The following is a 24774-nucleotide window of genomic DNA, read 5'->3' as shown; positions in this document are numbered from 1 at the left end:
TGTGTTACAATTGAATAATTTAAAGGAGGATAACATCTCTTGGACCTATATGACGCAAAACGACAGCCTCAATTCTTATATAATTAGTATAGCATAAGATATTACGTATTGTCTATCTATAATTTGTATCGTCTAAAAATATGAAAAAATATTGCATTTCTAAAGTGATTTTTAAAATATAAGATTCGTCAGTATATTTATCGTTGAAAATGTTGTTATGATAGATTCCATGGGCTCCCTTCGGAAATGTTTCCCTTTCTGTCAGGCCAATTAGTACACACTGAAAGAGGTATAAATTACTCCGTATGTTCGCTGCAGTCCTCATATTGACATTGTGATCTTCTAAAGAAAACAGATACAAAGAACCACTTCTTGATCTCCGACCAATTCCAAACAAATGTTTACTTAAGGTGTTAATTTATAGGATGAATATCTATCGATACGGTTATTTGACAAAAAAATAACAATGCAGACAAATAAATTAAATCCGTAAATTAAATCGGGAAGAAAACATTGAAAAGCTTGTTGGATATTGATAAAATATAACTAACATTGTCAGAAAAGGGGAATACGAAATGTACGAAAATGTAGTAGTATCACCTGAAGAAGCAGCGGAGAAGATAAATCCTTCCAGTTGTGTAGAAAAACAAATTGATCGTGTTAAGGAATTTTGTAGCGATTTAGAGAAATATGGTTATACCATTACATCTATGCTGGAAGGAATTGTGGAGAGCACTTTGCTGAAAAAAGAACTCTCTTTTTCTGTCGGAATAGAATATCAAGGTGAATTACTGCTTCAAGATAAAGAAACATATAGCTGGCGGAGGCAGCAACTTGAAAAATCTGAGATGCAAAAAGGGACATATGACCTTATAAAACAGTGTTTTTTGGAACAGAACGGTTTGAAGAATTCAAAATCTGAGGAATGGTGTAGATGCATTGGTGGGGTACCGCAAACAGAGGTTATGGGATCTGCCGGTCAAATATATGTATACTATTTTATGTCACTTAATGATGAAAAAATAGACTTAACATTCTTGCACTGTGCGGAGGAGGTATACTATGAGTGGTGTTTGAGTCAGCTCTCGGCTGTATTCTATGCAGTATCACCAAAAGAAATCATAAAAGAAATGGATCAGGGCGCAGTAAAAAAACAGTTTCACCGTAATATTGCATTTAATTTTAATAGTTATATGCGAGATTTATTTTCAATTGAGCCAGAAATAATTACTGCAATTTCAGGAATATATTATGAGGGAGAGACATGTTGCTCGAAACTTTCCTTTTGTCTAACGGATATTATGGATGAAGAGACATTGGAAGGAGTGACGCTCGACTGTCCGATTACAGTGGAGACGCAGAAAATAAAAAGAATCCGAAAACTGCTACAGATGGGCAAAGAAGGTCAGTGCCTGCTGATTTGCCGCAGTAATCAGAAGTGGCAAGTGAGGGGAGTGTATACAGAAAAAGATCTTTATGAGAAAAGCTTTAATTTTCAAATTATAAAGCATATGGTTTGGAAAATGATGGTAGGAGGGAAACTTGCAGTATGCTTTGAAAATGGAAATTATGTGATCAAAAGCCAGGAGTTTGAATTATGTAAAGTGAAAGAAATATATGAAGCACTATTCTCAATGGTCTTTGGTGAGAATATAGAAAATGTTTGTCGGGAAGCGATCAATCAGAAACACGGAACTACCTTGGTTATTCTTAAAGAAAATCAGGAGGATAGCCCCAAATTTACAGTAGAGCAGGAAGTAGAGCGGTTAATTCTAGAATCATCTGGGATGAAGATGAAACCGAAGGTTTTAGCGGAAGGCTTTGTAAACAGTGTGACATCAATTGACGGTGCCCTTATTGTTGATTCACTTGGAACATGTTATGGATTCGGGATGATATTAGATGGACCCAAGAAATGTATGAAGGATGAAAATGGGGAAATTCAAGAGGAGAAAAATTCGGTGCAGGGAAATCCTGATTGCGGGGCCAGGCATAATTCCGCGATGCGGTATATAAAAAGGTGCCGAGATAGCGGTTTTTTAGCTATGGCGATTGTAGTATCCGAGGATGGACCGGTAACAGTCTTTACTACGAAGGATGATGATAAGGGAGGGGAAGGAGATGAACAATAAAAAACAGGATATTAGGATCATTCAATTAGCTAAATGGCAGATTCCAAAAACAAAGAGTGTTCTGGGGTATGATGGTGCGAGTACATATTTATCTATTGGATATTTCGATATGATAGATGCATCTTCCGCAGCTCAGGGGCAATACATTCATCCGTTGCTTGCGGCATACAGTGCTTCTCAAAGGCATTTGAATCAGAGATTTATGAGGGAGATATCTACAGAGGATGTTACACTGTCGGAAGATTATACGGTGCAGGAATTGCTTTTGTTCACAAACATAGGAGCTAATGGGTTTTCTGATACTGAAATAACGGCATTTTGGGGACATAGTTCTCCTGTTATGTTTGTATCTCTAATTCACATAGATAATGAAAGCAAAATCGATGCTATTATTTCGAAGATTAAAAATTGCTTTAGTGGAAAGAACTACCTCTACTATTTTTCTTTTGATTATAGTGGTATTGTTTTATTGGCAAAAGATATGGAGCTTAACTCATATTTAAAATTAATGTTTCGGCTTAACTACGAAAATAAAGATGGACAAAAGCTGATTCGTGATTCTTATTCTTTTTACGGGTTCCACAAAAAAGCGTTAAAAAAGATATTCAAAGCATTGGATGAAGGTATAGGTTTTGAAAAGGCCTTTTGTGGAAGTCCATTTGAGTACAGTACGGAAAAGTTTGTTGCATCTGTAAATATTGGAGTACAGAATTTTAGGATATATCAGAACTTTTTAGATAAAGTAAAAGTAGTTGATTCTACTATAGAAGAATATGGATTGCTCGGAAGACATGATATTTCACTGGTCAACAGGAATGCGGATTTAAAATGGCTGGTTTATGTTCAATATTTATTAGATCAATTTACTCAAAATAAGCAGGACAGTGCCACTGGTCAGAGAGTTTCTCCAGAGCATCTGTTTTCTACTCATGAGACATTTGTCAAGTTAGCTGACATCGGCAGTTATGAGGATATTGATCCCAAGGTGTCACAGGCAGATGAAGCGTATGAATTAGCAAAAGTAAGGCTGAATACGCTGTGTAATGAATATCTCAGGAAATTGAAGAATAATGAGGAACGGTATAATGGGGAGTATGGAATTCCTATTGCAGCTGTAAAAGACTCTATTTTAAGTATACTAAAGAACAGATTTGCGGAAGACTTTGTACTTTGTATGTACCAGTCCTTCTGTGAGTTTGTAGAATACTTGATGGAGAAAATGGAGCATCCGGATGATAATGTAGAAAAATTTGACGAATGCTTTAATGACTACTTTAGAGGGCTTAATTCACTTGTTAACAGTGCGATGCATTCGGAGCGACAGTTTATTCAGGCGACAGCGTTTAATGCAATTATATATGATGTGCCGTCAAAGATTATGGCATTTTATGTTGCTGTGATTGATGAGCTTCAGGAGCTGATGCGCGGTGTGAACGATAAGAAGTATACGTTTTTACTGACACCTAGTTTTTCCAATGAAATTTCTGTCCGGATCATCTCTTATAGAGGAGAAAAACCACCTCACGATAGGATATTAATGGTGTCAATCAATGAGAGATCCTTGTATAACCCCAAAGCGGTGATCCGGCGTATGGCCCATGAGGTAGCACATTTTGTAGGAGATGATTTAAGAGCCAGGGCTCCCAGAAAAAGATATATAACGCGTTCAGTCATCTATATTATTTTGTCACAAATTCTACATGGAAGCTTTTTGAGTATACCTGATTTGTTTGACTTAATAAATGAGATTGAGGAAAAACTGTCGGAAGACGTAAGATTTTCGGATAATGAAAAGAATTATTCGGAAGATCTTCTAGAGGTATTTTCCAATATTGCAGAAGAGTTTAGAATTAACCCGGAGATTACGAAGCTGCTTTATAAATATATATGTGATGTTATGAAATTATTTTTTGAAGGACAGGAAGCCCGAGAATCTGAGTATCAAGAAGATAGAGCAGCACTGTGGGAGTATGTAATTGAGGTATCGGAGCGAAGCGGGGGAATACCCAAAAGTATACTTAAAGAATCTTATGATAAGAAGACCTTTGGACAAACACAGTTGGAGTTTTTAACAAAATACATTTTTTATGATTTGGATCATGAACTAGATTTTATTAGTAAGGATCAGAGACTGCTGATGCAGACAGGGCTAGTGTCTCAAAGCGTGATAGCGAGGCTTGGAAGCGGAATATTGAATGGGAGGACGATAGGGCAATATATTGAAGGGTTAAGCGATGCATATTCAGAGGCTTTTGCTGATGTCCAAATGGTTTTGTTAACAGGTCTTTCTTATGAGGCATATTTGGAAGGGTTTGTCAATGAAGAAAATCTTGACGTGGAACGATGGGATAACCAGTTTGAAGACAGTGCACGCATTTCTATGGTAACATTTGCGTTGCGCATTACCGGTGTTTGGGATCATCAGCCAGAGACTGAGAAGCTATTCCTCAAAAATTCTTCTGAAGCCAAGAAGAAGCTAATTAGCCTTCAAGGAAAAATTGAAGAACAAATTGCTCTTGTGAAAAATAGTATTTTATCTGATGAAAAGAAGCAAATAGAAAAATACTGTGGGGTAGCTCATTCATTGGCAAGAGCTGACAGTCATGAATTACAGAATATAGAGGATCTATGGCAGGAAAATGCTTTTCCGTCTGGCAATAATATGATGTATTATATCAACGAACAATTGCTTCTTTATTTGGAAGAATGCATCGAAAAAAGCGTAGATCGATATCAGTGTGAGGGAAAAAACTGGAAGCTAAGAAATACGATTGAAACAGTTTCTAATTTTGAGGATGTAGGAAATGTTTTTTCTACAATTTGTGGCGAACTTAAGGGCTACAAAGACAAAATTTTTAAATTGTCAACGTATGAGCCTATATTATGAGTTTTTTGCTTTTTAGCTTATAGCACTTGTCTTTTCACACTAATATTCTTGCCAATATTAGTGTGAAAGAAAGTGACACCATAAGTCAATTCGAACATCTGGATTCTCTGCTGGAAAATCAGAATGGGATGCTACGTACTAAGCAGATTGTATCTATGATGTATTGCTATCCACTACTCATAAGCGTGGAATGGAACGGCATCTCAAGGAAGCAGCTGAAGTCTCTAACAAGGTGGAAAACAGCCTTGTGATACAGGAGTTGTGGGCAGCCTACCAAAAGAAATTTTCTTATGCCTTCGATCTGGGTTGGAATGTTGTGACGGTTGTGGTGCGACAGCTGTACGCATACCAGAAGTAATGAAAAGAAAGCTAAACTGCGTCAAAACCCTGAGTTGGTCAAAGCCTTAAAAAGATTTTCAGAAGCGGGCAAATAAGAAACTGCGTAAAAATTGCGTACAGGCTTGGATGAGGCTCTAAAAACCCAGTAAATACGGGCATTCCAGAGAGATACTTCGCAAAGCAGATGGGAATGTAATGCGGATTTCCCATTAATATTCTGATGAATAAACCCTTATAAATGGCGTGAATATGCTGTTTGTAAGGGTTTTTATTTTTGAAAAATAGATGTTTTAGAAGGAGTTTGTGACAAGAAGGAAGGAATAAGTCAAGAAAGCATTATTGGGGATGATACTGCCAATCTGAGACCCGTTGAATTTTCAGCCTTCTCTTGGTACGATTGTAACCGTGAAAGAACTGATGAAGAAGAATGGTCTGTATCATAAGCTGTTCCATATTCAGCAGGAGAGCTTTGGCCGGGCTGTATAAATCGAAGCCGAAGGATGAACAATGTGTAATTTTGCATTATAAGAAAGATGAGCAAAAATGCTTCAATGAGCAAGAATTATAAAAATATCAGCAATGAGCAGATTGACTCTGCACTCCTTTTTCAATATGATTAAATCAATAAAAAGCAGGAGAAAGGAGAAGAATATTGAAAGAAAATGCGAAGGGGAGAGTGACGATCCCTACAGATGTTGATGTTGTTCCCGAGACACTGGAGCTGCTGAAAAGATGGGGAGCAGATGCCATTCGTGACTGTGACGGTACTGACTATCCGGAAGAGCTGAAAGATGTGGATGCAAAAGTATATTCTACATATTATACCACAAGAAAAGACAATACCTGGGCAAAGGCAAATCCAGATGAAATCCAGCAGATGTATATTATGACGCCTTTTTACACGGCTGTCGGTGATGAATTGTCTGTTCATCTCATGGATCATCTGTATCCGGATATGCTCAAGGTAAATGATCAGGATGATATTGCCAGATGGTGGGAAGTGATTGACAGGACTACAGGAGAAGTAGTTCCCCCGGAACAGTGGAGCTATAACTGCGAGACCGGAGATGTGACTATCCATGGCGCTCAGGCTTTCCACGACTATACAGTAAGTTTCCTTGCATATATCATGTGGGACCCGGTCCATATGTACAATGCAGTGACCAACGGATGGGAGAATTTTGAAAAGCAGATTACTTTTGATGTGCGCCAGCCTAAGACTCACAAATATTCAATGGAGAGGCTGAGAAAGTTTATTGCAGAGAACCCTCATGTAGATGTAATACGTTATACCACATTTTTCCATCAGTTTACCCTGATCTTTGATGAGCTGGCCAGAGAAAAGTATGTGGACTGGTATGGATATTCTGCATCAGTAAGTCCTTATATCCTGGAGCAGTTTGAACAGGAAGCAGGATATAAGTTCCGTCCGGAATTTATTATTGATCAGGGATATATGAACAATACCTATCGTATTCCTTCAAAGGAATTTCTTGATTTCCAGGCTTTCCAGAGAAGAGAAGTGGCAAAACTGGCCAGAGAGATGGTGGAGATTACTCATGAGTGCGGAAAAGAAGCCATGATGTTCCTGGGAGATCACTGGATCGGAACAGAGCCTTTTATGGAGGAATTTAAATCCATCGGACTTGATGCAGTTGTAGGAAGCGTAGGAAATGGAGCAACACTGCGGCTTATCAGTGATATCCAAGGAGTAAAATACAGAGAAGGACGTCTTCTGCCTTACTTCTTCCCCGATGTATTCCATCAGGGAGGAGATCCGGTAAAAGAAGCGAAAGTGAACTGGGTAACAGCCAGAAGAGCCATTCTGAGAAAGCCTATTGACCGGATCGGATACGGGGGATACCTGAAACTGGCCATGGAGTTCCCGGATTTCGTTGATTATGTGGAAAGTGTCTGCAATGAGTTCCGTACTTTATATGAGAATATCAAAGGAACAACTCCTTACTGCATTAAGAAAGTAGCTGTACTGAACTGCTGGGGAAAAATGCGGGCATGGGGCAATCATATGGTTCATCATGCGATTTACTACAAACAGAATTATTCCTATGCAGGGGTAATCGAGGCTCTCAGCGGAGCGCCCTTTGATGTTCAGTTCATCAGTTTTGAGGATATCCGCCAGAATCCTGCCATATTAGATGATATTGATGTAATCCTGAATGTAGGAGATGCAGATACAGCCTATACAGGAGGAGATAACTGGACCGATGAAAAGATTGTTACTGCTGTAAAGAAGTTTATCTATAACGGAGGAGGCTTTATCGGCGTTGGAGAACCTGCAGGACATCAGTATCAGGGACATTTTCTTCAGCTTGCAACTATTATGGGTGTAGAGAAAGAAACAGGCTTCACCTTAAACGTGGATAAATATAACTGGGAAGAGCATGATCATTTTATTAAGGCGGACTGTACTAAGGATATTGATTTCGGCGAAGGAAAGAAAAACATCTATGCCCTTGACGGAACAGAAATCCTTGTCCAGCGTGATAAGGAGGTACAGATGGCTGTGAAAGAGTTTGGAAAGGGACGCTGCGTATACATCAGCGGCCTGCCTTACAGTTTCGAGAACAGCAGGATCCTGTACCGTTCCATTATCTGGTCTTCCCACGATGAGGAAAATCTCTGCAGATGGTTCAGCACAAACTTCAATGTGGAAGTTCATGCTTATGTAAAGAATGGAAAATACTGTGTTGTAAACAACACATATGAACCCCAGAGTACAACTGTGTACAGAGGAGACGGCAGCAGCTTTGATGTAGACCTGAAGGCAAACGAAATCATTTGGTATGAGATTTAAGCTGTCCGCCCTCATGGTGGAGCTGCCGGTATTTTATAGGGGTGATGCCGTAAAATTTCCGGAAGGTCTGAGTAAAATAGGACTGAGAGGAAAAACCTGTGGAACCGGCAATATCGGAGATGGAAAGGTCCGTATCCCGGAGAAGCTGACAGGCAGCCTCCAGCCGGCGCTGATTCAGATATTGGATAGGTGAAAGGCCGGTATATTTGGTGAAAGAGTGAGCCATATAATATTTATTCATGTGAGTCAGTCCTGTTAAAGTGTCCAAAGTGATGTGCTCTGCATAGTTTGTGTCCAGATATTCTTTTATCTGGGCACATTCTTTTGTCATCCGTACAGTATTAATAGAGACAGGCATCAGCTGTCGGGAGGTGCGAAGGATGCGCAGGATCAGGATTTCCAGCAGATGCTGGCAGATCAGTTCTGCACCATAGTTTTCTGATTTAACTTCATAGTAAATCTGTGCAAACAGATCCTGGATCATTGCTACATTGTCAAAATTGCAGAAAATCTGAGGAGAAGGTGCCTGGTCTTCTTCCTGAAAGGCAATGCCGTCGATACCAAGGACATAATACTGAAGAGGAGTACCGGGAATGGACTGCTCTGTATGTTCCAGATAAGGAGGAATAATGATCAGATCTCCAGTTTCTATTGGCCGGATTTCCCGGTGAAACAAAAACTTTCCTTTCCCGTTCAGTACAAAGAAAATTTCTGTAAAAGGATGTGTGTGAAGCACACTGGTCCAGTCTTTTTCGTCTTTGGACAGAGAGATGGACAGCAGCCGGGAATTAATTTTAGGAATCTCATTTTCTTTTATGGAATAATGTCTGTGGCTCATATTGCCTCCTTTTTATTATTGATGTCAGATGATACCCTTGTACACTGAGGGTAAGTTTTATTGTAGATATTATACAAAGAAAAACCGAAGAAAAGCAAGGCTTTCAGGATAAAACGACGACAAATATTTATATATCGTGACAAAATCATTTTGAAAACAGCAATAATTATAAAAGAAAAGGCAACATCTGTATGGAAGCTTTACTTAAAATGGGATATGATGTAAACAACAGGAAAAAAGGAGGTAAAATTCATGAAGAGAAAAATGGTGAAAAAGCTGATAGCGGCATCACTTGTTTCTGTTATGGCAGCTTCTATGCTGGCTTCCTGCGGAAGCAGCTCAAATGAAAGCGCCAGTGGAGATAACAGTGGAAGTGAAAGCGAAGGCGGAGATGTGCTGAAAGTTGCAGCCTTTGAAGGTGGAAACGGAGCGGATATCTGGGAAAAGATCGCAGCAGCTTTTGAGGAAGAGACAGGGTGCGAAGTAGAATTAGAGCTGTCCTCTGAGCTGGATCAGGTGCTGACAAAAGATATCCAGAACGGTGATATTCCCGATGTTGTTTACTACAACCTGGGACAGGCCAGCGGATTTACAGAGACTATGCTGAAGGAAGAAGCAGTTGCAGATATTTCCGATGTATTTGATGACGAGCTCAAGTCTAAGATGTTGGATGGAATCCTTGACGGAACAGCTGCACAGCCTTACGGTGACGGCAAGATTTATCTTGCGCCGATTTTCTACACCCAGACAGGATTCTGGTATAATGCAACCCTTGTAGGCGAAGGAAAAGAATATGCCCTTCCTACAACATGGGATGAATTCTTTGAACTGGGACAGCAGGCAAAAGCAGATGGAAGAGCACTCTTTACATATCCACAGTCAGGATATTTTGATGCTACTATCTACGCGATGCTGGCACAGGCAGGCGGAACTGATTTCTACAACAATGCCCTGACCTATGATGCAAACACATGGACATCTGATGAAGGAAAGAAAGTTCTTGACACAGTGGCACAGCTTGTATCTTCCGATAATATCTGGGCTGATACAGTTGCTAATGCCAATACAGACGGCGGATTCAAGATCAACCAGCAGGCAGTTATCGACGGCGAAGCACTCTTTATGCCTAACGGAAGCTGGGTAGTTGGTGAGATGGCAAATACAACCCCGGCAGATTATGAATGGGGCGTAATGGGTGTTCCAAAATGGAGCGCTGATGAGAGCCAGTCTGTATATACATTTACAGAGCAGATGTGGATTCCTGCAGATGCTGAAAACATTGATCTTGGAAAAGAATTTATCAAATTTATGTACTCTGATACAGTTGTTGATCTGTGCCTTGCAAATAAGACTACAAATGCCGAAACAGGTGAAGAGTCTGATTCACCTATCGTTGTTCCAGTAAAAGGCGCAGCCGATAAACTTCCAGAAGGCGTGATCAAGAGCAGCTTCCAGACAGGAGATGATGTAGTAGCCGTTACAGGTACATGGGCTACAACAGCTCCTATCGAAGGTCTTGATATGAAAGGCTCCATCTATGGACCAATCGATTCCATCAGCAATGGTGACATGACTGTAGATGAGTGGCAGACCCAGCTTGTAGATGTTTGGGAAAAATGTGCAGGCGCTATGGAGTAATATTTAAATAAGAATAGCATATGTGCTGAGAAAACGGTGAGTTGTTACAGCTCACCGTTTTTAAGAGAAAGGAGACATAGTATGAATCGAAAACGGGCCCAGGGACGCTTTGTTTTTTTCTGTATTGCACCGGCGGCTATACTGGTCACTCTTTTCATATTTATTCCGACCATCAACGTGTTCAGGATGTCTCTGTACCGCATGGGCGGAATTACAAACAGAAAAGAATTTGTTGGTCTGTATAATTTCAAAGCTCTTCTTGAGGACAAAAGTTTTCTGCAGGCAATGCAGAACTCAATTGCGATTATTGTCCTTGTGACGCTGTGTACAATATTCTTTGCAATCCTATATGCAGCTATACTTTCAAGGGGAAAATTCAAAGGAAAAAATTTTTTCCGGATTGTTTTCTATATACCCAATATCCTGAGTATCGTAGTTATTGCCGGTATCTTTGGAGCAATCTATAATCCCAGCACTGGTCTTCTGAATACTTTTCTTAAGGCTATCGGACTGGGAAGCCTGACCCAGCAGTGGATGGGAAATCAGGATATAGTTCTGTATTCCGTAATCTTTGCTCTTGTATGGCAGGCCATCGGATACTATATGGTCATGTATATGGCAAGTATGGCGGCAATACCCCAGGATCTCTATGAGGCGGCATCTCTTGATGGAGCCACAGAGATCCAGATGTTTTTCCAGGTAACCCTGCCCCTTATATGGAGCAATATACGTACAACTTTAACGTTCTACATTATCAGTACAATTAACCTGAGCTTTCTGTTTGTACAGATCATGTCCGACGGCGGACCAAACGGACATTCCGAAGTATTCCTGAACTATATGTATAAGCAGGCTTATGGTGCAGGAGTTTATGGATATGGAATGTCCATAGGCGTAGTAGTATTTATTTTCTCATTTGCACTTGCGGCTATCGTGAATAAGATCACAGACCGTGAAGTGCTGGAATTCTAAGAAGGAGGCGCAGACAGGATGAAAAAACAGAATCCAGTTACAAAGATCCTTTTTAAGATCATTGTATATGCAAGCCTGATTGCCATGACAATCTCAATCCTGGTGCCGGTTGCCTGGGTATTTATGGCAAGCTTCAAGCGCAACGCAGAATTTATCGGAAAGGGAACAAATCCCTGGGCGCTTCCGGAGCAGCTCCAGTATCAGAACTACATCACAGCTTTTGTAGATGCAGAAATGGGAAAATTCTTCCTGAATTCTGTGATTGTTACGGCACTGGCATTGATCCTGCTTCTTATAATCGCTCTTCCGGCCTCATATGCCCTTTCCAGGTTTGAATTCCGGGGAAAGAAGATTTTAAACATTGCTTTTATGGCAGGACTTTTTGTAAATATTAACTACATTGTGGTACCGATTTTCCTGATGCTCAGCGATGCCAATAAGGCTTTAGGCGTGGACTTTTTCCTGGACAACAGGTTCTTGCTGTCTCTGATCTACGCTTCCAGCTCTCTGTCCTTCTCTATATATCTGCTCAGCGGATATTTTAAAACCCTTCCAAAAGGATATGAAGAGGCGGCTTATATTGACGGATGCGGATACTTCAAGACCATGGTACAGATTATGATACCTATGGCAAAACCCAGTATCCTGACAGTAATCCTGTTCCAGTTCCTGTCATTCTGGAACGAATATATCATCGCATTTACGATCATGGATGAACACAGTACCCTGGCAGTAGGCCTTAAGAACCTGATGGCAGTGGAAAGGACGGCAACCAACTATGGTATCATGTATGCCGGTCTGGTGATCGTTATGATCCCGGTACTCATCCTTTACATGTGCGTGCAGAAACAGCTGACCGAAGGTATGACCCTTGGAGGTCTGAAGGGATAAGGAGGAAATGATATGGGCAAAGTTATAAAAAACGTGATCCTGCTGGTCGTCTTTGCTGTGTGTGTTGGGCTGGTCATTATCGGACAGAGGAATATCAGCCTGACAGGACTTGCAATGGAACTGATCGGACTTGTGGGACTGCTTGTCCTTCTGTTCCTCTATAACAGAAAATATAAGTGACAGGTATGCAGGAGCATATATGAAGATATAAAGAAAGAGCAGATATCCATTTTGCGGATACCTGCTCTTTCTTTTATGTTTTCCAGGTCAGGGAAGAAGAGCCTCTGGCAGAGAGGGGGAATAGGGACGTCCTGGTATCAGATCCTCTCCGTCGGTGAATCCTTCAGGTCGGTCCTTTAAGGACTGCACCAGATATGTGCGCAGTTCTCTGATCCGGTTCTGTCTGGAAGGATCCATTATCAGGTCGGTCAGTTCGTGAGGGTCTGAGGCCAGATCAAAATACTGTTCCTGGCCTGTCTGAGAATGCCAGATGTATTTGTCTGTCTCGGTGACGATCCAGTGGTTTGAAAAGACATCGTAAGAGTGCTCTCCATGGAGCCACTCACGCTGAACCTTTTCTGGCGACTCTGTAAGGGGCAGAAGGCTTTTGCCGTCTACAGAAGCCGGAATCTGGGCGCCGGCAATATCCAGAAGAGTAGGCATAATATCCCTCAGCTCCGCAACACTGTGGCAGACAGAACCGGCTTTCAGATCTGGCAGTACATGCTTTCCGGCGGTGACGAACAGAGGAATATGACAGCTTCCTTCATATGGCCTTGATTTCCGGAACATATGGTGGTCGCAGAGCTCTTCTCCGTGGTCAGAGGTAAAGAGAAATACCGTATCGTCATAAAGTTCCTGTTCGATGAGAGCCATGATCAGACGTCCGATCTGGTGGTCCAGATGGGTGATGCAGGCGTAGTATCCTATCTGCGCCTGACGTATAAGTTCCGGGTCTTCCGGGCCTGTCCGGGAGTTAAAGATCCTGCCCTCTTTCTTTAAATATTCCTCTGTCTCCCAGGAGCCCACAAAGGGCGGACGCAGTTCCTTATCCTTATAAAGGTCAAAATAGTGCTGGGGAGCGTCAAAGGGAGGGTGAGGACGGAGATAGGAGGCCATGAGGAAAAAGGGCTTCCGGGGATCCCGTCTTCTGAGAAAATCCAGACACCGGTCTGTGACCCAGTTGGTAGGGTGATATTTTTCTTCATGCATCCAGGGCCGCGCCAGATAGCTGTTGCAGTCTATGCCGGTGTCTGTTACGTCAGCATCGGCTCCCAGCTCCTGCTTCAGCCAGTGAAAGTAGTCGTCAGCCACGAACTGGGATTCCCTGTATGGAACAGAGCCGTACCTGGCGCAGTGGAGATATCCGTCGTGAAGGTCTACATTATGGAATCCCAGAAAATTGCGAAGGGGATGGACATGCATCTTTCCAACGCACTGGGTGTAATATCCGGCAGCAGACAGTTCCTCTGCCATTGTGTGTTCGTAATTCCAGGGAAGATTGTCTTCATAGCCTACCCTGCCATGATGGCTCTGTTCTCTTCCGGTATGGAGGGCAGCCCGGGCGGCAATACAACTGGGGCAGGCGCTGTATGTATGGTCGAAGACCACCCCCTGAGCGGCCAGACTGTCAAGATAAGGGGTCTTTACATCGGGGTGACCACTGTAGCCCAGGCAGTCAGCCCGGAGCTGGTCTGTCATGATTAATACGATGTTTGGCTTTGTCATATTCAATACTCCTTGTGGATGATTTTGGCGGACTGTTTCCCATCTATATGTCGATGCTCCGGAACACGTTCTGCAATGGCCCGGATAGAAGAGGCATATTCGGAAGGGGTCATTCCCGTCATTTTTTTAAACTGTCTGGAAAAATAATGAATGGAAGAATAGCCCAGAGATTCGGATATCTGGGTAAAATTCATCTGTTCATCCCGGATCATCTGCTTCGCGGCTTCAATTTTCAGAAGCGAATAGTATTCAATGATTCCTTTGCCGCATTTTTCATGGAGAAGCTTCTGAAGGCGGGAACGGCTAATGAGATTGTCGGTGCAGATCTGCTCAATAGACAGATGTGCCGAAAGGTTCGCAGAAAGATATCTGCTGATCCTTGTAAAGGTTTCTTCATCTGCATTTTTTTTCATGGTCTTATCCGGAGAGGGAGAGAGGCCAACAAAAAGAGCCGGTCCTTCTTCCCGGTTATGACGCCGGAAAAGTCCGATAAGAAACTGTTCCAGACAGGTGCGGATGATCTGAGCTGCTCCAGGAGGGGCCTCCGGACGAATGGACAGAGAGGTCTGATAAGGGTCGTCCAGCCTTCCATTCAGATAACTGCGGGCTTCCTGTACAGTCCGGGCAAGAAGGCGCCGGTCAGTCTCCTGGATATTCAAAACCTTGTTCCGAAAAAAATCCATCATGGGACTGTCAGAGGAAAAAGATATAACGATGAGACAGGGGGCGGCACCGTCTCCGGCCTTGACCCAGTGGAACTCTCCGGGCTCATGAAAAGCAATCTGTCCCCGTGTAAGGACAAAAGAACGGTTTCCGGCTCCAATGGTTACATCTCCTTTATCTACACAGACAAATTCCCAGAAGGGATGAGATTCTCCCGGAAAATAGAAGCTGTTCATATATTCAAAATAATGGAGTGAGAAGAGCTGGTCAATGGAAAGCTCGCTTGGCAGCCGGATTCCCTGGTAGGACATAAGTCATCGCCTCCTTTATCTGGCGGTACTCCGGATTTTCTGCTGTGTACCTTCCTCTATCATACCCTATCTGCGCAGAAAATGCAAAATAAAATATGCTGATCGTGCAAATTAAAGAGAACATAGGATAAAGATTTTCCTATGACTTTCCTTTACAATTAGGGCAGAAAATAAATGGTCCAAAAAGAAAGGAAGAGAACAAATGGGACGTGTATCAGAACTGCAGATCAGGGAAGCAATTGCTAATTTTAATTATACAGGAAAGTTAAAGGAACGCCGTCTTTTTGGAAGCGGGCATATCAATGACACCTACCTGCTCACATTCGAAATCGGCGATATGGGGACTATGAGCGCTATCCTTCAGAGAATGAACCGGGAAATTTTTACAAAACCTGTGGAGCTCATGGAAAATGTTGTGGGAGTGACCTCTTACCTCAGGGAAAAGATTATTGAGAGGGGAGGAGATCCGGAGAGAGAGACCCTTAATGTCATCCCGGCAAAGGACGGAAAAGCTTATTTTGTGGATTCCAAAGGAGAATACTGGAGGTCCTACAAATTTATCACAGATGCAACATGTTATGACAGGGTAGAAAAACCCGAAGACTTTTACGAGAGTGCAGTTGCATTTGGAAACTTCCAGAGACTTCTTGCAGATTATCCGGCGGCCACCCTTCATGAAACTATTAAAGGGTTCCACGACACACGGGCAAGATTCCAGGTGTTTAAAAATGCTGTTGAACAGGATGTTTGCGGCAGAGCGGATTCTGTGAGAAAGGAAATTGAATTTGTCCTTGCTCACGAGGAGACTGCCAATGTCTTTGGAGAACTTCAGGATAAAGGCCAGCTGCCTCTCCGAGTGACCCACAATGATACAAAGCTTAACAATATTATGATTGACAATGTTACAAGAAAAGGAATCTGCGTCATCGACCTGGATACGGTAATGCCGGGGCTTGCTATGAATGATTTCGGTGATTCTATCCGGTTTGGAGCCAGCACTGCAGCAGAAGACGAAAAAGATTTGAGTAAAGTATCCTGCAGTATGGAACTGTTTGAAATCTATGTGAAGGGATTTCTCCAGGGCTGTGCAGGCAGCCTTACGCCAAAAGAGGTGGAGCTCCTTCCTATGGGCGCAAAAGTGATGACTTATGAGTGCGGCATGCGTTTCCTTACCGATTATCTCCAGGGCGACCACTATTTTAAAATACACAGAGAAGGACATAATCTGGACAGAGCAAGGACACAGTTCAAGCTGGTGGAAGATATGGAGGCAAAGTGGGATACCATGGCGAAAATTGTCCGCAAATATGAAAATCTTTAAATCTGTAGTACAAGAAAAGCTGTGATCCTGTTTTCTGGGGTACTTTACAAAATTTATGCTTTCGTGTTACGATAAACATATTAATTTGGAGCAGAAAAAGAGTTTTGAGCGTCCATATTACTCTTGAGATTATAAAATGAGGTGAAGAATATGCAGATTCATTTGAGCTCTGATAAATATGATGTTATCCACAGCGGACAAGTATTTTTATTTGAAAAAAATAAAAATCTTCGCTTAGAGGTTGACACGGAAGACGATTTGATTTTTACAATTGAATTGAGATTTTACGAGAATGAGTCTGGAGACCAGGAAATCAGGCAGAATATAAATGAAAATCAGATTTTACTGTCCTGCTATAATTTTCATAAAATGGGGGCGGGTCTTAAAACTCCTGTTGAGGTGGCTACAGTAAAAGGGAAAAAATTATATTTCTTTTTCTGGTCTGACTTGATGGCTGGAGAATCGAGAAGTGTATCTTACACCTTTTTCTATGAAAGATAGTAAATGAGGGAGCGAACATGAGTCATATTGTCGATAAAGTAAAAATTGAGTTAAATGTGAATACGGCATCTGACAGCGTGCGTCGGTCCGTGATATATGAAGTGATGCATATGGAGAAGACTGTAGCCAGAATATCTTCTACCGGAGAGGCAGAAGTTCTGAACAGAAAATTTATGCCATATGATCTTTATTTGGAAGAGGAAGATCTGGAATACGACATTGAAATAAGGATGAACAATCTTAACAACTTTTATCACTGGTGCGCATCCAGAGTATTATCCCTGGACAGAAAATATGCTAAGGAAATTTTAAACAGCATAGGTGCTGTACAGGCAGTGACAGACAGGGAACGTGCAGATATTTCTCTTTCTTATCATTGCGTTTCTCTTACAGATGTGTTCTGGGTGAGAAAGCATGGATCAGGGATAGGGAAGGCTTCTGGCTTTTGAAAGACGGAGATGAGAATGCAGTAAGGAGAGAACTGCTCGCAAGCCAGATCTGTCAATGCTTTGCTGTGCGTCAGGTTGTATACAGAGAATCTTCTTTTGAAGGAATACAGGTGAGTGAGAGCAGTCTGGTTACTTCAAAAGAACAGTCTATGATTTCAAAAATGTCATTTGATATTTATGCCTGCAATCATGATTTGGATACGTTGGAGATATGTAAAGAAATTGACCCTGAAACTTATTACGGAATGAATATTCTGGATTATCTTACAGGAAATACAGACAGACATCCGGAGAACTGGGGATTTTTGGTGGATAATGCCACAAATGACTATATATCCTTATATCCTGTGATGGATTTTAATCAGTGTTTTCAAGCCTATGATACATTAGAGGGAGCCAACTGTCAGACAGTTCTTCCGGCTAAAATGACACAGAGAGAGGCTGCCGTGGAAGCAGTAAAGAAGATAGGACTGCCTCAGATCCGGGAAATGGATATGGATAAATTTGGCGATATGAGAGAAGAGGCAAAGATGTTTCAGATGAGGCTTCAGGAACTGAGAGGCTATTTATAAGAGGGACTTTATACCTCTTATAAATAGCCTCTCAAACCGCCATTATATATGCCGCCAGATTGCAGAATAAAAGTGCGGCTGCTGCAGAGCCCAGAACCATGTAAAGGGGCCGGTATCGGAATCTTTTAACAAACATGAGCTCACCGCCCAGGCAGATAAGACATAAAACCGGGGGAAACCAGGTGGAGATACTGGCCTTTGCTCCGATTTGGATACAATTATAGAGCAGCCCAAGGCTGACAGTAAAAAGGAGACCGCTGATAATTGGTCTGGTGGCTTTTTTTAGATGTTCAAAAACTGCGGCGTTTTCCAGCTGTTCATAAAAATAAGCGCCAACAGAATAGGTGATGCAGGACATGGCCACTGCACAGCCGAAGCCGCCAAGGCCTGTCAGTATGCCGGTCCAGATGCTGCCATCTGCCCGATATCCCAGAAAATATCCGGTTCCTGTCAGAATCTTGCACAGGATAGAACCTGGAATGGCGTTTGCTACGGGAACCAGATTTGAATAGAAATCCGAGTAAAGGACCAGTCCGGAAGTGACAAACATACCTCCCGCCACTGCCAGATAGGCGTCTCCTCCGCCAAAAGACAGAATACTGCTCAGGACGCCCCGGAATAGATAGGTACCGGTGCCTTCATAGACAAATAGAGCAGGCAGGGCCAGCAGAACCATAAAGAGAAAGGCCATGGCTGCCTCCCGGAGAGCTGGAAATATACTGGTATTCAGCCTCATATGATGCTGTCTTAAGTCCTTCACCAGTCCCCAGACTGCCATAAGGAACATTAAGAGCGGCAAAAATATCTTCAGAGGCGTCTGAGAAAACAGTTCCATTTCACCTACACAGACACAATAAAGGAGAGCTATGGAGAAGGCTGGAATAACCTTCCGAAGACGATAGTCGTCACCCAGCCAGAAAATCAGGAAAAAGGCTACAGCCATTACATTAACAGTGGAAATACTGAAAAGAGGCTGTCCTTCAATTCCGAAGATCTGATAGATCTGGCTGCCGCAGGTCAGTCCGAATACAGATGCAATGATCAGTACACAGGGCAGACTGAAAGGAAATTTTCGGAGGATCCTGTTTTTGGGACGACGGCTTTCCGGTATCTGGCTGTTGTCCAGAGTCTGGGCAATATAGCATCCTAATACATAGAGGATATAAGCAGTGACGCCTACAGAGAGATAATTGATCTGCAGAGTCAGCCCGCTTCCGAAAGAACTTAACAGCGCGGTAAAGAAAAGGACCAGGAGACAACCGGGAAGAGAAATTGCAGCGGCTGCACAGAGCATTCCCAGGTCTCCTGCTGTAATGCGTCCGATTCCTGATGCAATTTCCACAGGAAGAACGCGGGAGTAATAGAGGCAACGACCACTGCCTCTTCAAAATCTTCTTTCGATACAAGACCGTATTCTTCCACAGCTTTTCTATATAACACGGGTATCAGCGCGTTCCCTCCGCCGAAGCCCAGAAGGCCGCACTGGACCATAGCCGTGATCAGTCTGAAAATCTTATGCTTTTGTTTTGGTTTTTCCTTTGTCATCTCTCGCCCAGCTTTCCGGAGCCTTACGGCCAGCAAGTTTTTCTACTTTTCTGATTTCATTCCGATAATAATAGTTCAGAAGTCTGCGGGTAGCAGGCAGCATTTTTGAGGTATCTGTTTCTGACCGGGTACAGGTATCCATGATCCAGTCATAAAAATTTGTATATTTCTGAAAAAATCCAGGATGGCTGTGGCCCAGATTAAGAAACTCAAAAAGCGTATAATAAATTCCCTGAGAGTAATACATGATCTTTGAGCGAAGGGGAGAGGCCGGACGGAAATTGGTCTCATTGCTCTTTACGCCAAAGGTCATTTCAGGATTTTCAGGAATCTGGAGAAAATGGAGGATATCTTTTGTCTCTCTTTCTTCATCCCGGATAAAATCTTCAAAGAAAACAAATTTCATGTTTTCTTTGGAAAAGTATCTCAGGTATTCCTGAATACAATATGCATAATTCCCCTGAGAAAAGCAGAGGTATTTCATGCGTTTTTTCATGATTTCCTTCCGGCGCCTGGGATTGAGCAGAACAGAGCGGACATAGGTGTCAAAAGCTGCAGCATGGCCTCTTTTTTTATCATCGGCTACTACAGACATAGGGAGAAATCCCAGGGCAAGGAAATATTTATAGGCGGAATAACACCGGTCTGCCGGATCCCGCATCATAAAGATCAGTTTTGTATCATGGGGAAAGTCTTTTCCCAGCCAGCGCGCGCACCCGCCAAAGCCCAGACCTGCATTGACCTCTCCGGTATATAACTGCATATTCTTTGTATTGACAGCAGCTTTTTCTGAATCTTTGAGGATATTTTGGGTGTTGCTGGCAGATGATTCTTTTTTGGAGGCAGTTTTGACAGCAGAGCTTTTATCTCCAGATGTCCGGCCTCTTCGTCCTGTGAGGAGGCCTACGGAATCTGCAGTCTTTTGGCGGCCAGAGGCCGCGGCTTTTCGTGCGGCCTCATAATGACCGAAATATCTTTTCTCATACCAGGAAGCTCCCAGTATTCTTCTTACAAGAGGGACCCGGTAAAACATAGGCTCTTTCACATCTTCTGTCAGATAGACATTTGGGTGCTGTTTTAGCAGGTCATAAAGGGACGTAGTCCCGCATTTTTGAAATCCGATACAGATAAAATCGGGTCGCTTTTTCATATGCTCTCCTTCTTGAAAGTATTTAATTATAAAAATGAAGACAGCTTGTCCAGAATATTGGCTACGCAGGCGTCAATGGAACGTTCTGTGGTATCCACTGTGATTTCCGGAGATACAGGAATCTCATAAGGACTGCTGACGCCGGTAAAGTCATGGATCTGTCCCATACGGGCTTTTTTGTAAAGCTCTTTGGTATCACGGTTTTCACATTCTTCCAGCGGCGTGCTGACATAGACCTCTATAAAAGAGGAGCCGATGATATTTCTGGCATTTTCACGGTCCCGGTGGAAAGGTGAGATAAAAGCAGTCAGTACGATGAGGCCGGCGTCATTCATCAATTTTGCTACCTGAGCGATCCTGCGGATATTTTCAATCCGGTCTTCTTCTGAAAAGCCAAGATCTCTGTTCAGCCCAAGGCGGACATTATCCCCGTCCAGCACCATGGTATGTTTCCCCATGGCATAGAGTCTTTTTTCCAGAGCATTTGCCAGCGTGGACTTTCCAGAGCCGGACAGTCCGGTAAACCAGATGGTCAGAGGCTTCTGCCCCATATTCCTGGCCCGGATATCTCTGGTCAGATCAAAATTGTGCCAGAACAGATCCCCAGATCCGGCCATAATGCTTTTCACTGTGCCCCCTGCACAGGTGCGGTTGGTTACCTGGTCAATGAGTATCAGTCCTCCCAGAGGCTGGCAGTTATCAAAAGTATCTAATATGATCTTATCAGAGCTTAAAATGCTGCATACGCCGATTTCATTTTTGTACAGCCGGTCTGCGGGAACATGTCTGCCGCTGTGGACATCAATCTTATACTGGATTTCCATGACCGTGACGTTGGTCATTTTTGTTCCCAGTTTCAGTATGTAGTTTACTCCCGGTACAAGAGGGGACTCATCCATCCATAAAAGTGTGACCATAAAACTTTCTGATATGGGATGGCCTTTTCCAGTTACAAGGACACAGCCTCTGGAGATATCGATCTCTCTGTTCAGCTGCAGAGTTACGGGCTGGCCTGTAATGGCATGTTCTACAGAGTCAAAGCCGGTAAGAATACCGGTAACCACAGCAGATTCCCCGCTGGGAAGGCTGCGGACCTCATCTCCTACAGAGATACTTCCGCTTTCAATCTGTCCCTGAAAACCACGGAAACCGGAATTAGGACGGCATACTCTCTGGACAGGCATGGTAAAATCTGTCTGAGTGCCATCGGAAAGGATTTCTACCTGATCCAGATATTCCAGCAGGGAAAGGCCCTTATACCAGGGCATCTGGTCAGAGTGTTCCGTAATGTTGTCTCCGGCAGTGGCAGAGACAGGAATGATGGTAAGACTGTTTAAAGAGAAGGAATCTGTCATTTCGTAAATCGTGTTTTCAATCTCTTTGTACCTCTGGCGGTCATAGCCCACCATATCCATCTTATTGATAGCAAATACCACGTCCCGGATTCCCATCAGGTAACAGATACGCAGATGCCGTCTGGTCTGGATCTGCACGCCTTTGGAGGCGTCAATGAGAATGATAGCCAGCTGGGCAAAAGAAGCGGCCACAGCCATATTCCGGGTATATTCTTCATGGCCGGGAGCATCGGCTACGATGTAGCTGCGCACTTCTGTCTTAAAATAACGATAGGCCACGTCAATGGTAATCCCTTGTTCTCTTTCGCTCATAAGTCCATCCAGCAGCAGAGAGTAGTCAATCTGTCCGCCGGCGCTTCCCACTCTGCTGTCCAGTTCCAAAGCCTGGCGCTGGTCTGCATAGAGCTGTTTGGTATCATATAGAAGATGACCGATCAGGGTGGATTTTCCGTCATCTACGTTTCCGCAGGTAAGAAATTTTAACAGGTCTTTCATCAGAAATATCCCTCCCTTTTTCTACGCTCCATGCTGCCGGCAGCTTCATGATCAATGACACGGCTGGTCCTTTCGGAATAAACGGCTCCCAGAGTTTCAGCAATGATCTTTTCCAGGGTATCTGCATCTGATTCCATTCCGCCGGTGAGAGGGTAGCAGCCCAGTGTACGGAAACGTATTTTTTTATATTGGATCTCTTCTCCGGGAAGAAGTTTCAGCCGGTCATCATCTACCATGATAATATTGCCGTCCCGATAGATGCAGGGACGTTCTTTGGCATAGTAGAGAGAAACGATTTCAATATTTTCCCGCTGTATATACTGCCAGATATCTGCCTCTGTCCAGTTAGACAGAGGGAAGACACGGATGCTTTCTCCTTTATGGATTTTTGTATTGTATAAATTCCACATTTCAGGCCGCTGATTCTTGGGATCCCAGGTCTGTTCCTTACTGCGGAAAGAAAAGATACGTTCTTTGGCTCTGGACTTTTCTTCATCTCTGCGTCCGCCGCCGAAGGCTGCTGTAAAGCCATAATGTTTCAGCGCTGCTTTCAGAGCCTGAGTTTTCATAATATCTGTATAGGCAGCACCATGATCAAAAGGGTTGATTCCCTGGCGAACTCCTTCCTGGTTTGTATAAACCAGCATGTTCAGATTATATTTTTCGGCAATGTGGTCCCGGAATTCGATCATTTCGCGGAATTTCCAGGTTGTATCAATATGAAGAAGGGGAAAGGGAAGATTTTCCGGATAAAACGCCTTTCTGGCGAGATGGAGCATGACAGAGCTGTCCTTCCCTATAGAATATAGCATAACGGGATTTTCGCATTCTGCGGCAACTTCCCGCATAATGTAAATGGACTCTGCTTCCAGAGCGCTTAGGTGATCTAAAGAGTTCAAATTTATCTCCTTTCCAGGATAATGATCCTGAGAAATAGTTTCCTTTCTATTTTAAAGGGAAAATGTGAACATTTTGTGTCAAAAAATGTATTTTTAACAGACCGTTTAAAGAATGTTTATTTTCTTTCTCTCTTTTCTTTAGCTTTACCTTTTACCATATTATCTGAAGAAAAAAAGAGAGAAAGAGGGTCTGACCATGGAATTTATTGTGATCATACCGGCTCTGAACCCGGAGCCATGTCTGGAAAAGCTGGTGGACCGGCTCTGGGAACTGGAAAATCAGGTCCTGGTAGTAGATGACGGCAGCGAAAAGGAGTACAGGGAAAGTTTCCAGAGACTGGAAAAGAAATGTATCGTACTCCACCATACCCTCAGTGTACAAGGGGCCAAACGGTCCCCTTGTACACTGAAGGGATTCAGAGAGGAATAAAAAAATGGAAATATTAAAAGGAATTTTATTCGGAATTGTGGAGGGAATCACAGAATGGCTGCCTGTAAGCAGTACAGGACACATGATCCTTCTGGACGCTTTTGTAAAGCTGGAAGGCTCCCCTGACTTTGTCAGCCTTTTCCTGGTAGTGATCCAGCTGGGAGCCATTTTGGCGGTGGTCCTGGTATTTTGGAACAGGCTCTTTCCTTTTCAGTTCCGTGATCGGACAAAACCGGTAATCGAAAAAGACAAAATGATCCTGTGGGGAAAAATCCTTCTGGCCTGTATTCCTGCCGCTGTGGCAGGGATTTTGTTTGACAGTGTTTTTGAACGACTGTTTTATCATGGCGGAACGGTGGCTTCAGCCCTGATCATTTTCGGTGTGGGATTTATTGTCATTGAAAGATGGAATAAGGGAAGAAGTCCTAAAATGACTTCGGTGGATCAGCTTACCATACCGGCAGTGCTGCTCATCGGAGTTTTTCAGCTTATCGCCGCTGTCTTTCCGGGAACTTCCAGATCGGGTGCTACCATATTGGGAGCCCTCCTTATTGGGGTATCCAGGCCAGCAGCCTCGGAATTTACTTTTTATCTGGCGGTACCTGTAATGCTGGGGGCCAGCCTGCTCCAGGTCCTGCACCATGGGCTGTCTTTTTCTTCCCAGGAATTGACCGTACTGGCTGCAGGCATGGTGACAGCTTTCCTGGTATCTCTGGCAGTTATCCGGTTTTTGATGGATTATGTAAAAAAACATGATTTCCAGATTTTCGGCTGGTACCGTATCCTTATGGGAGCTGGCGTACTGGGATTGAATTTGCTGGGAATCATCCAGATTTGAAAACA

The 24774-nt window shown here is 43.1% G+C and carries 21 protein-coding genes; 13 read left to right on the top strand and 8 right to left on the bottom strand.

Translation table 11 applies throughout. The annotated features are described in order from the left end of the window. Nucleotides 1-575: 575 nt before the first annotated feature. The 3 genes from B5G33_RS17905 to gnpA all read left to right on the top strand — a co-directional run bounded on the left by B5G33_RS17905 (nt 576) and on the right by gnpA (nt 8173). A complete protein-coding gene (locus B5G33_RS17905) occupies nt 576-2132 on the top strand; it encodes a DNA integrity scanning protein DisA nucleotide-binding domain protein (RefSeq protein WP_087418612.1) in 1557 nt (518 codons plus the stop codon). After that, nucleotides 2122-5019 carry a hypothetical protein gene (locus B5G33_RS17900; RefSeq protein WP_087418611.1) on the top strand — a complete coding sequence of 966 codons (2898 nt, stop codon included), beginning with the start codon at nt 2122-2124 and terminating at the stop codon, nt 5017-5019. The genes B5G33_RS17905 and B5G33_RS17900 overlap by 11 nt, the downstream gene beginning before the upstream one ends. Nucleotides 5020-6010: 991 nt before the next feature. Next, complete coding sequence (gnpA, locus tag B5G33_RS17895) at nt 6011-8173, top strand: 1,3-beta-galactosyl-N-acetylhexosamine phosphorylase (protein ID WP_330396738.1); 2163 nt, start codon at nt 6011-6013, stop codon at nt 8171-8173. Here gnpA and B5G33_RS17890 read toward each other — a convergent pair. Beyond that, the gene (locus B5G33_RS17890) at nt 8154-9011 is read right to left on the bottom strand and encodes a helix-turn-helix transcriptional regulator (protein WP_087273067.1); all 858 of its coding nucleotides are present in this window, start codon (nt 9009-9011) and stop codon (nt 8154-8156) included. The genes gnpA and B5G33_RS17890 overlap by 20 nt on opposite strands. A 252-nt stretch (nt 9012-9263) precedes the next feature. Here B5G33_RS17890 and B5G33_RS17885 point away from each other — a divergent pair, with 252 nt between their 5' ends. From B5G33_RS17885 to B5G33_RS21780, 4 genes are all read left to right on the top strand, one after another. Beyond that, nucleotides 9264-10649: a carbohydrate ABC transporter substrate-binding protein gene (locus B5G33_RS17885; RefSeq protein WP_087273064.1), complete on the top strand. Its 1386-nt coding sequence runs from the start codon at nt 9264-9266 to the stop codon at nt 10647-10649. An 81-nt stretch (nt 10650-10730) separates the two neighbouring features. Beyond that, nucleotides 10731-11621 carry a carbohydrate ABC transporter permease gene (locus B5G33_RS17880; protein WP_087273061.1) on the top strand — a complete coding sequence of 297 codons (891 nt, stop codon included), beginning with the start codon at nt 10731-10733 and terminating at the stop codon, nt 11619-11621. An 18-nt stretch (nt 11622-11639) separates the two neighbouring features. Continuing rightward, on the top strand, nt 11640-12512 hold the full coding sequence (locus B5G33_RS17875) for a carbohydrate ABC transporter permease (RefSeq protein WP_087273058.1): 873 nt from the start codon (nt 11640-11642) through the stop codon (nt 12510-12512). A 12-nt stretch (nt 12513-12524) separates the two neighbouring features. Beyond that, entirely contained in the window at nt 12525-12692 is a 168-nt protein-coding gene (locus B5G33_RS21780) for a DUF6903 family protein (RefSeq protein WP_164496697.1), read from the top strand. Nucleotides 12693-12779: 87 nt separating this feature from the next. Here B5G33_RS21780 and B5G33_RS17870 read toward each other — a convergent pair whose 3' ends face one another. Both B5G33_RS17870 and B5G33_RS17865 read right to left on the bottom strand, forming a co-directional pair. Next, entirely contained in the window at nt 12780-14240 is a 1461-nt protein-coding gene (locus B5G33_RS17870) for an arylsulfatase (protein WP_087418609.1), read from the bottom strand. Nucleotides 14241-14242: 2 nt separating this feature from the next. Next, complete coding sequence (locus B5G33_RS17865) at nt 14243-15214, bottom strand: AraC family transcriptional regulator (RefSeq protein ID WP_087418608.1); 972 nt, start codon at nt 15212-15214, stop codon at nt 14243-14245. Between the two features lie 202 nt (nt 15215-15416). Between B5G33_RS17865 and B5G33_RS17860 the strand changes: the two genes are divergently transcribed. The 4 genes from B5G33_RS17860 (at nt 15417) to B5G33_RS22085 (ending at nt 18057) form a co-directional block, all read left to right on the top strand. Further along, nucleotides 15417-16535: a phosphotransferase enzyme family protein gene (locus tag B5G33_RS17860; RefSeq protein WP_087418607.1), complete on the top strand. Its 1119-nt coding sequence runs from the start codon at nt 15417-15419 to the stop codon at nt 16533-16535. Between the two features lie 150 nt (nt 16536-16685). Continuing rightward, entirely contained in the window at nt 16686-17036 is a 351-nt protein-coding gene (locus B5G33_RS17855) for a DUF6864 domain-containing function (protein ID WP_087418606.1), read from the top strand. A 17-nt stretch (nt 17037-17053) separates the two neighbouring features. Beyond that, nucleotides 17054-17485 (top strand): hypothetical protein, encoded by a 432-nt coding sequence (locus B5G33_RS22090; RefSeq protein WP_242971346.1) that lies wholly within the window; start codon nt 17054-17056, stop codon nt 17483-17485. After that, nucleotides 17482-18057 (top strand): hypothetical protein, encoded by a 576-nt coding sequence (locus B5G33_RS22085; protein ID WP_242974760.1) that lies wholly within the window; start codon nt 17482-17484, stop codon nt 18055-18057. The genes B5G33_RS22090 and B5G33_RS22085 overlap by 4 nt, the downstream gene beginning before the upstream one ends. A 31-nt stretch (nt 18058-18088) precedes the next feature. Here B5G33_RS22085 and B5G33_RS17845 read toward each other — a convergent pair whose 3' ends face one another. From B5G33_RS17845 to cysD, 5 genes are read right to left on the bottom strand one after another with little or no spacing between them, the layout of a single operon-like run. Then, nucleotides 18089-19399 (bottom strand): chromate transporter, encoded by a 1311-nt coding sequence (locus tag B5G33_RS17845; RefSeq protein ID WP_204247430.1) that lies wholly within the window; start codon nt 19397-19399, stop codon nt 18089-18091. Then, the gene (locus tag B5G33_RS22785) at nt 19282-19602 is read right to left on the bottom strand and encodes a chromate transporter (protein WP_087418604.1); all 321 of its coding nucleotides are present in this window, start codon (nt 19600-19602) and stop codon (nt 19282-19284) included. Before B5G33_RS22785 ends, B5G33_RS17845 begins: the two co-directional genes overlap by 118 nt. Continuing rightward, nucleotides 19571-20752: a sulfotransferase domain-containing protein gene (locus tag B5G33_RS17835; protein WP_087273041.1), complete on the bottom strand. Its 1182-nt coding sequence runs from the start codon at nt 20750-20752 to the stop codon at nt 19571-19573. Before B5G33_RS17835 ends, B5G33_RS22785 begins: the two co-directional genes overlap by 32 nt. Before the next feature lie 26 nt (nt 20753-20778). Continuing rightward, a complete protein-coding gene (gene cysC / locus B5G33_RS17830; RefSeq protein WP_087273038.1) occupies nt 20779-22602 on the bottom strand; it encodes an adenylyl-sulfate kinase in 1824 nt (607 codons plus the stop codon). Beyond that, complete coding sequence (gene cysD, locus B5G33_RS17825; RefSeq protein WP_087418603.1) at nt 22602-23501, bottom strand: sulfate adenylyltransferase subunit CysD; 900 nt, start codon at nt 23499-23501, stop codon at nt 22602-22604. Before cysD ends, cysC begins: the two co-directional genes overlap by 1 nt. Before the next feature lie 196 nt (nt 23502-23697). On the opposite strand from cysD, the gene B5G33_RS17820 reads away from it, so the two are divergent. Beyond that, a complete protein-coding gene (locus tag B5G33_RS17820) occupies nt 23698-23931 on the top strand; it encodes a glycosyltransferase (protein ID WP_087418602.1) in 234 nt (77 codons plus the stop codon). A 4-nt stretch (nt 23932-23935) separates the two neighbouring features. Next, nucleotides 23936-24769, top strand: coding sequence for an undecaprenyl-diphosphate phosphatase (locus tag B5G33_RS17815; protein ID WP_087274654.1), 834 nt, complete (start codon nt 23936-23938; stop codon nt 24767-24769). Nucleotides 24770-24774: the final 5 nt, after the last annotated feature.

The sequence above is a fragment of the Blautia sp. An81 genome (genome assembly GCF_002161285.1).
Taxonomy (GTDB): domain Bacteria; phylum Bacillota; class Clostridia; order Lachnospirales; family Lachnospiraceae; genus Blautia; species Blautia ornithocaccae.
The sequence above is the reverse complement of the archived record's forward strand: the minus strand, read 5'-3'. Positions and strand labels throughout refer to the sequence as shown.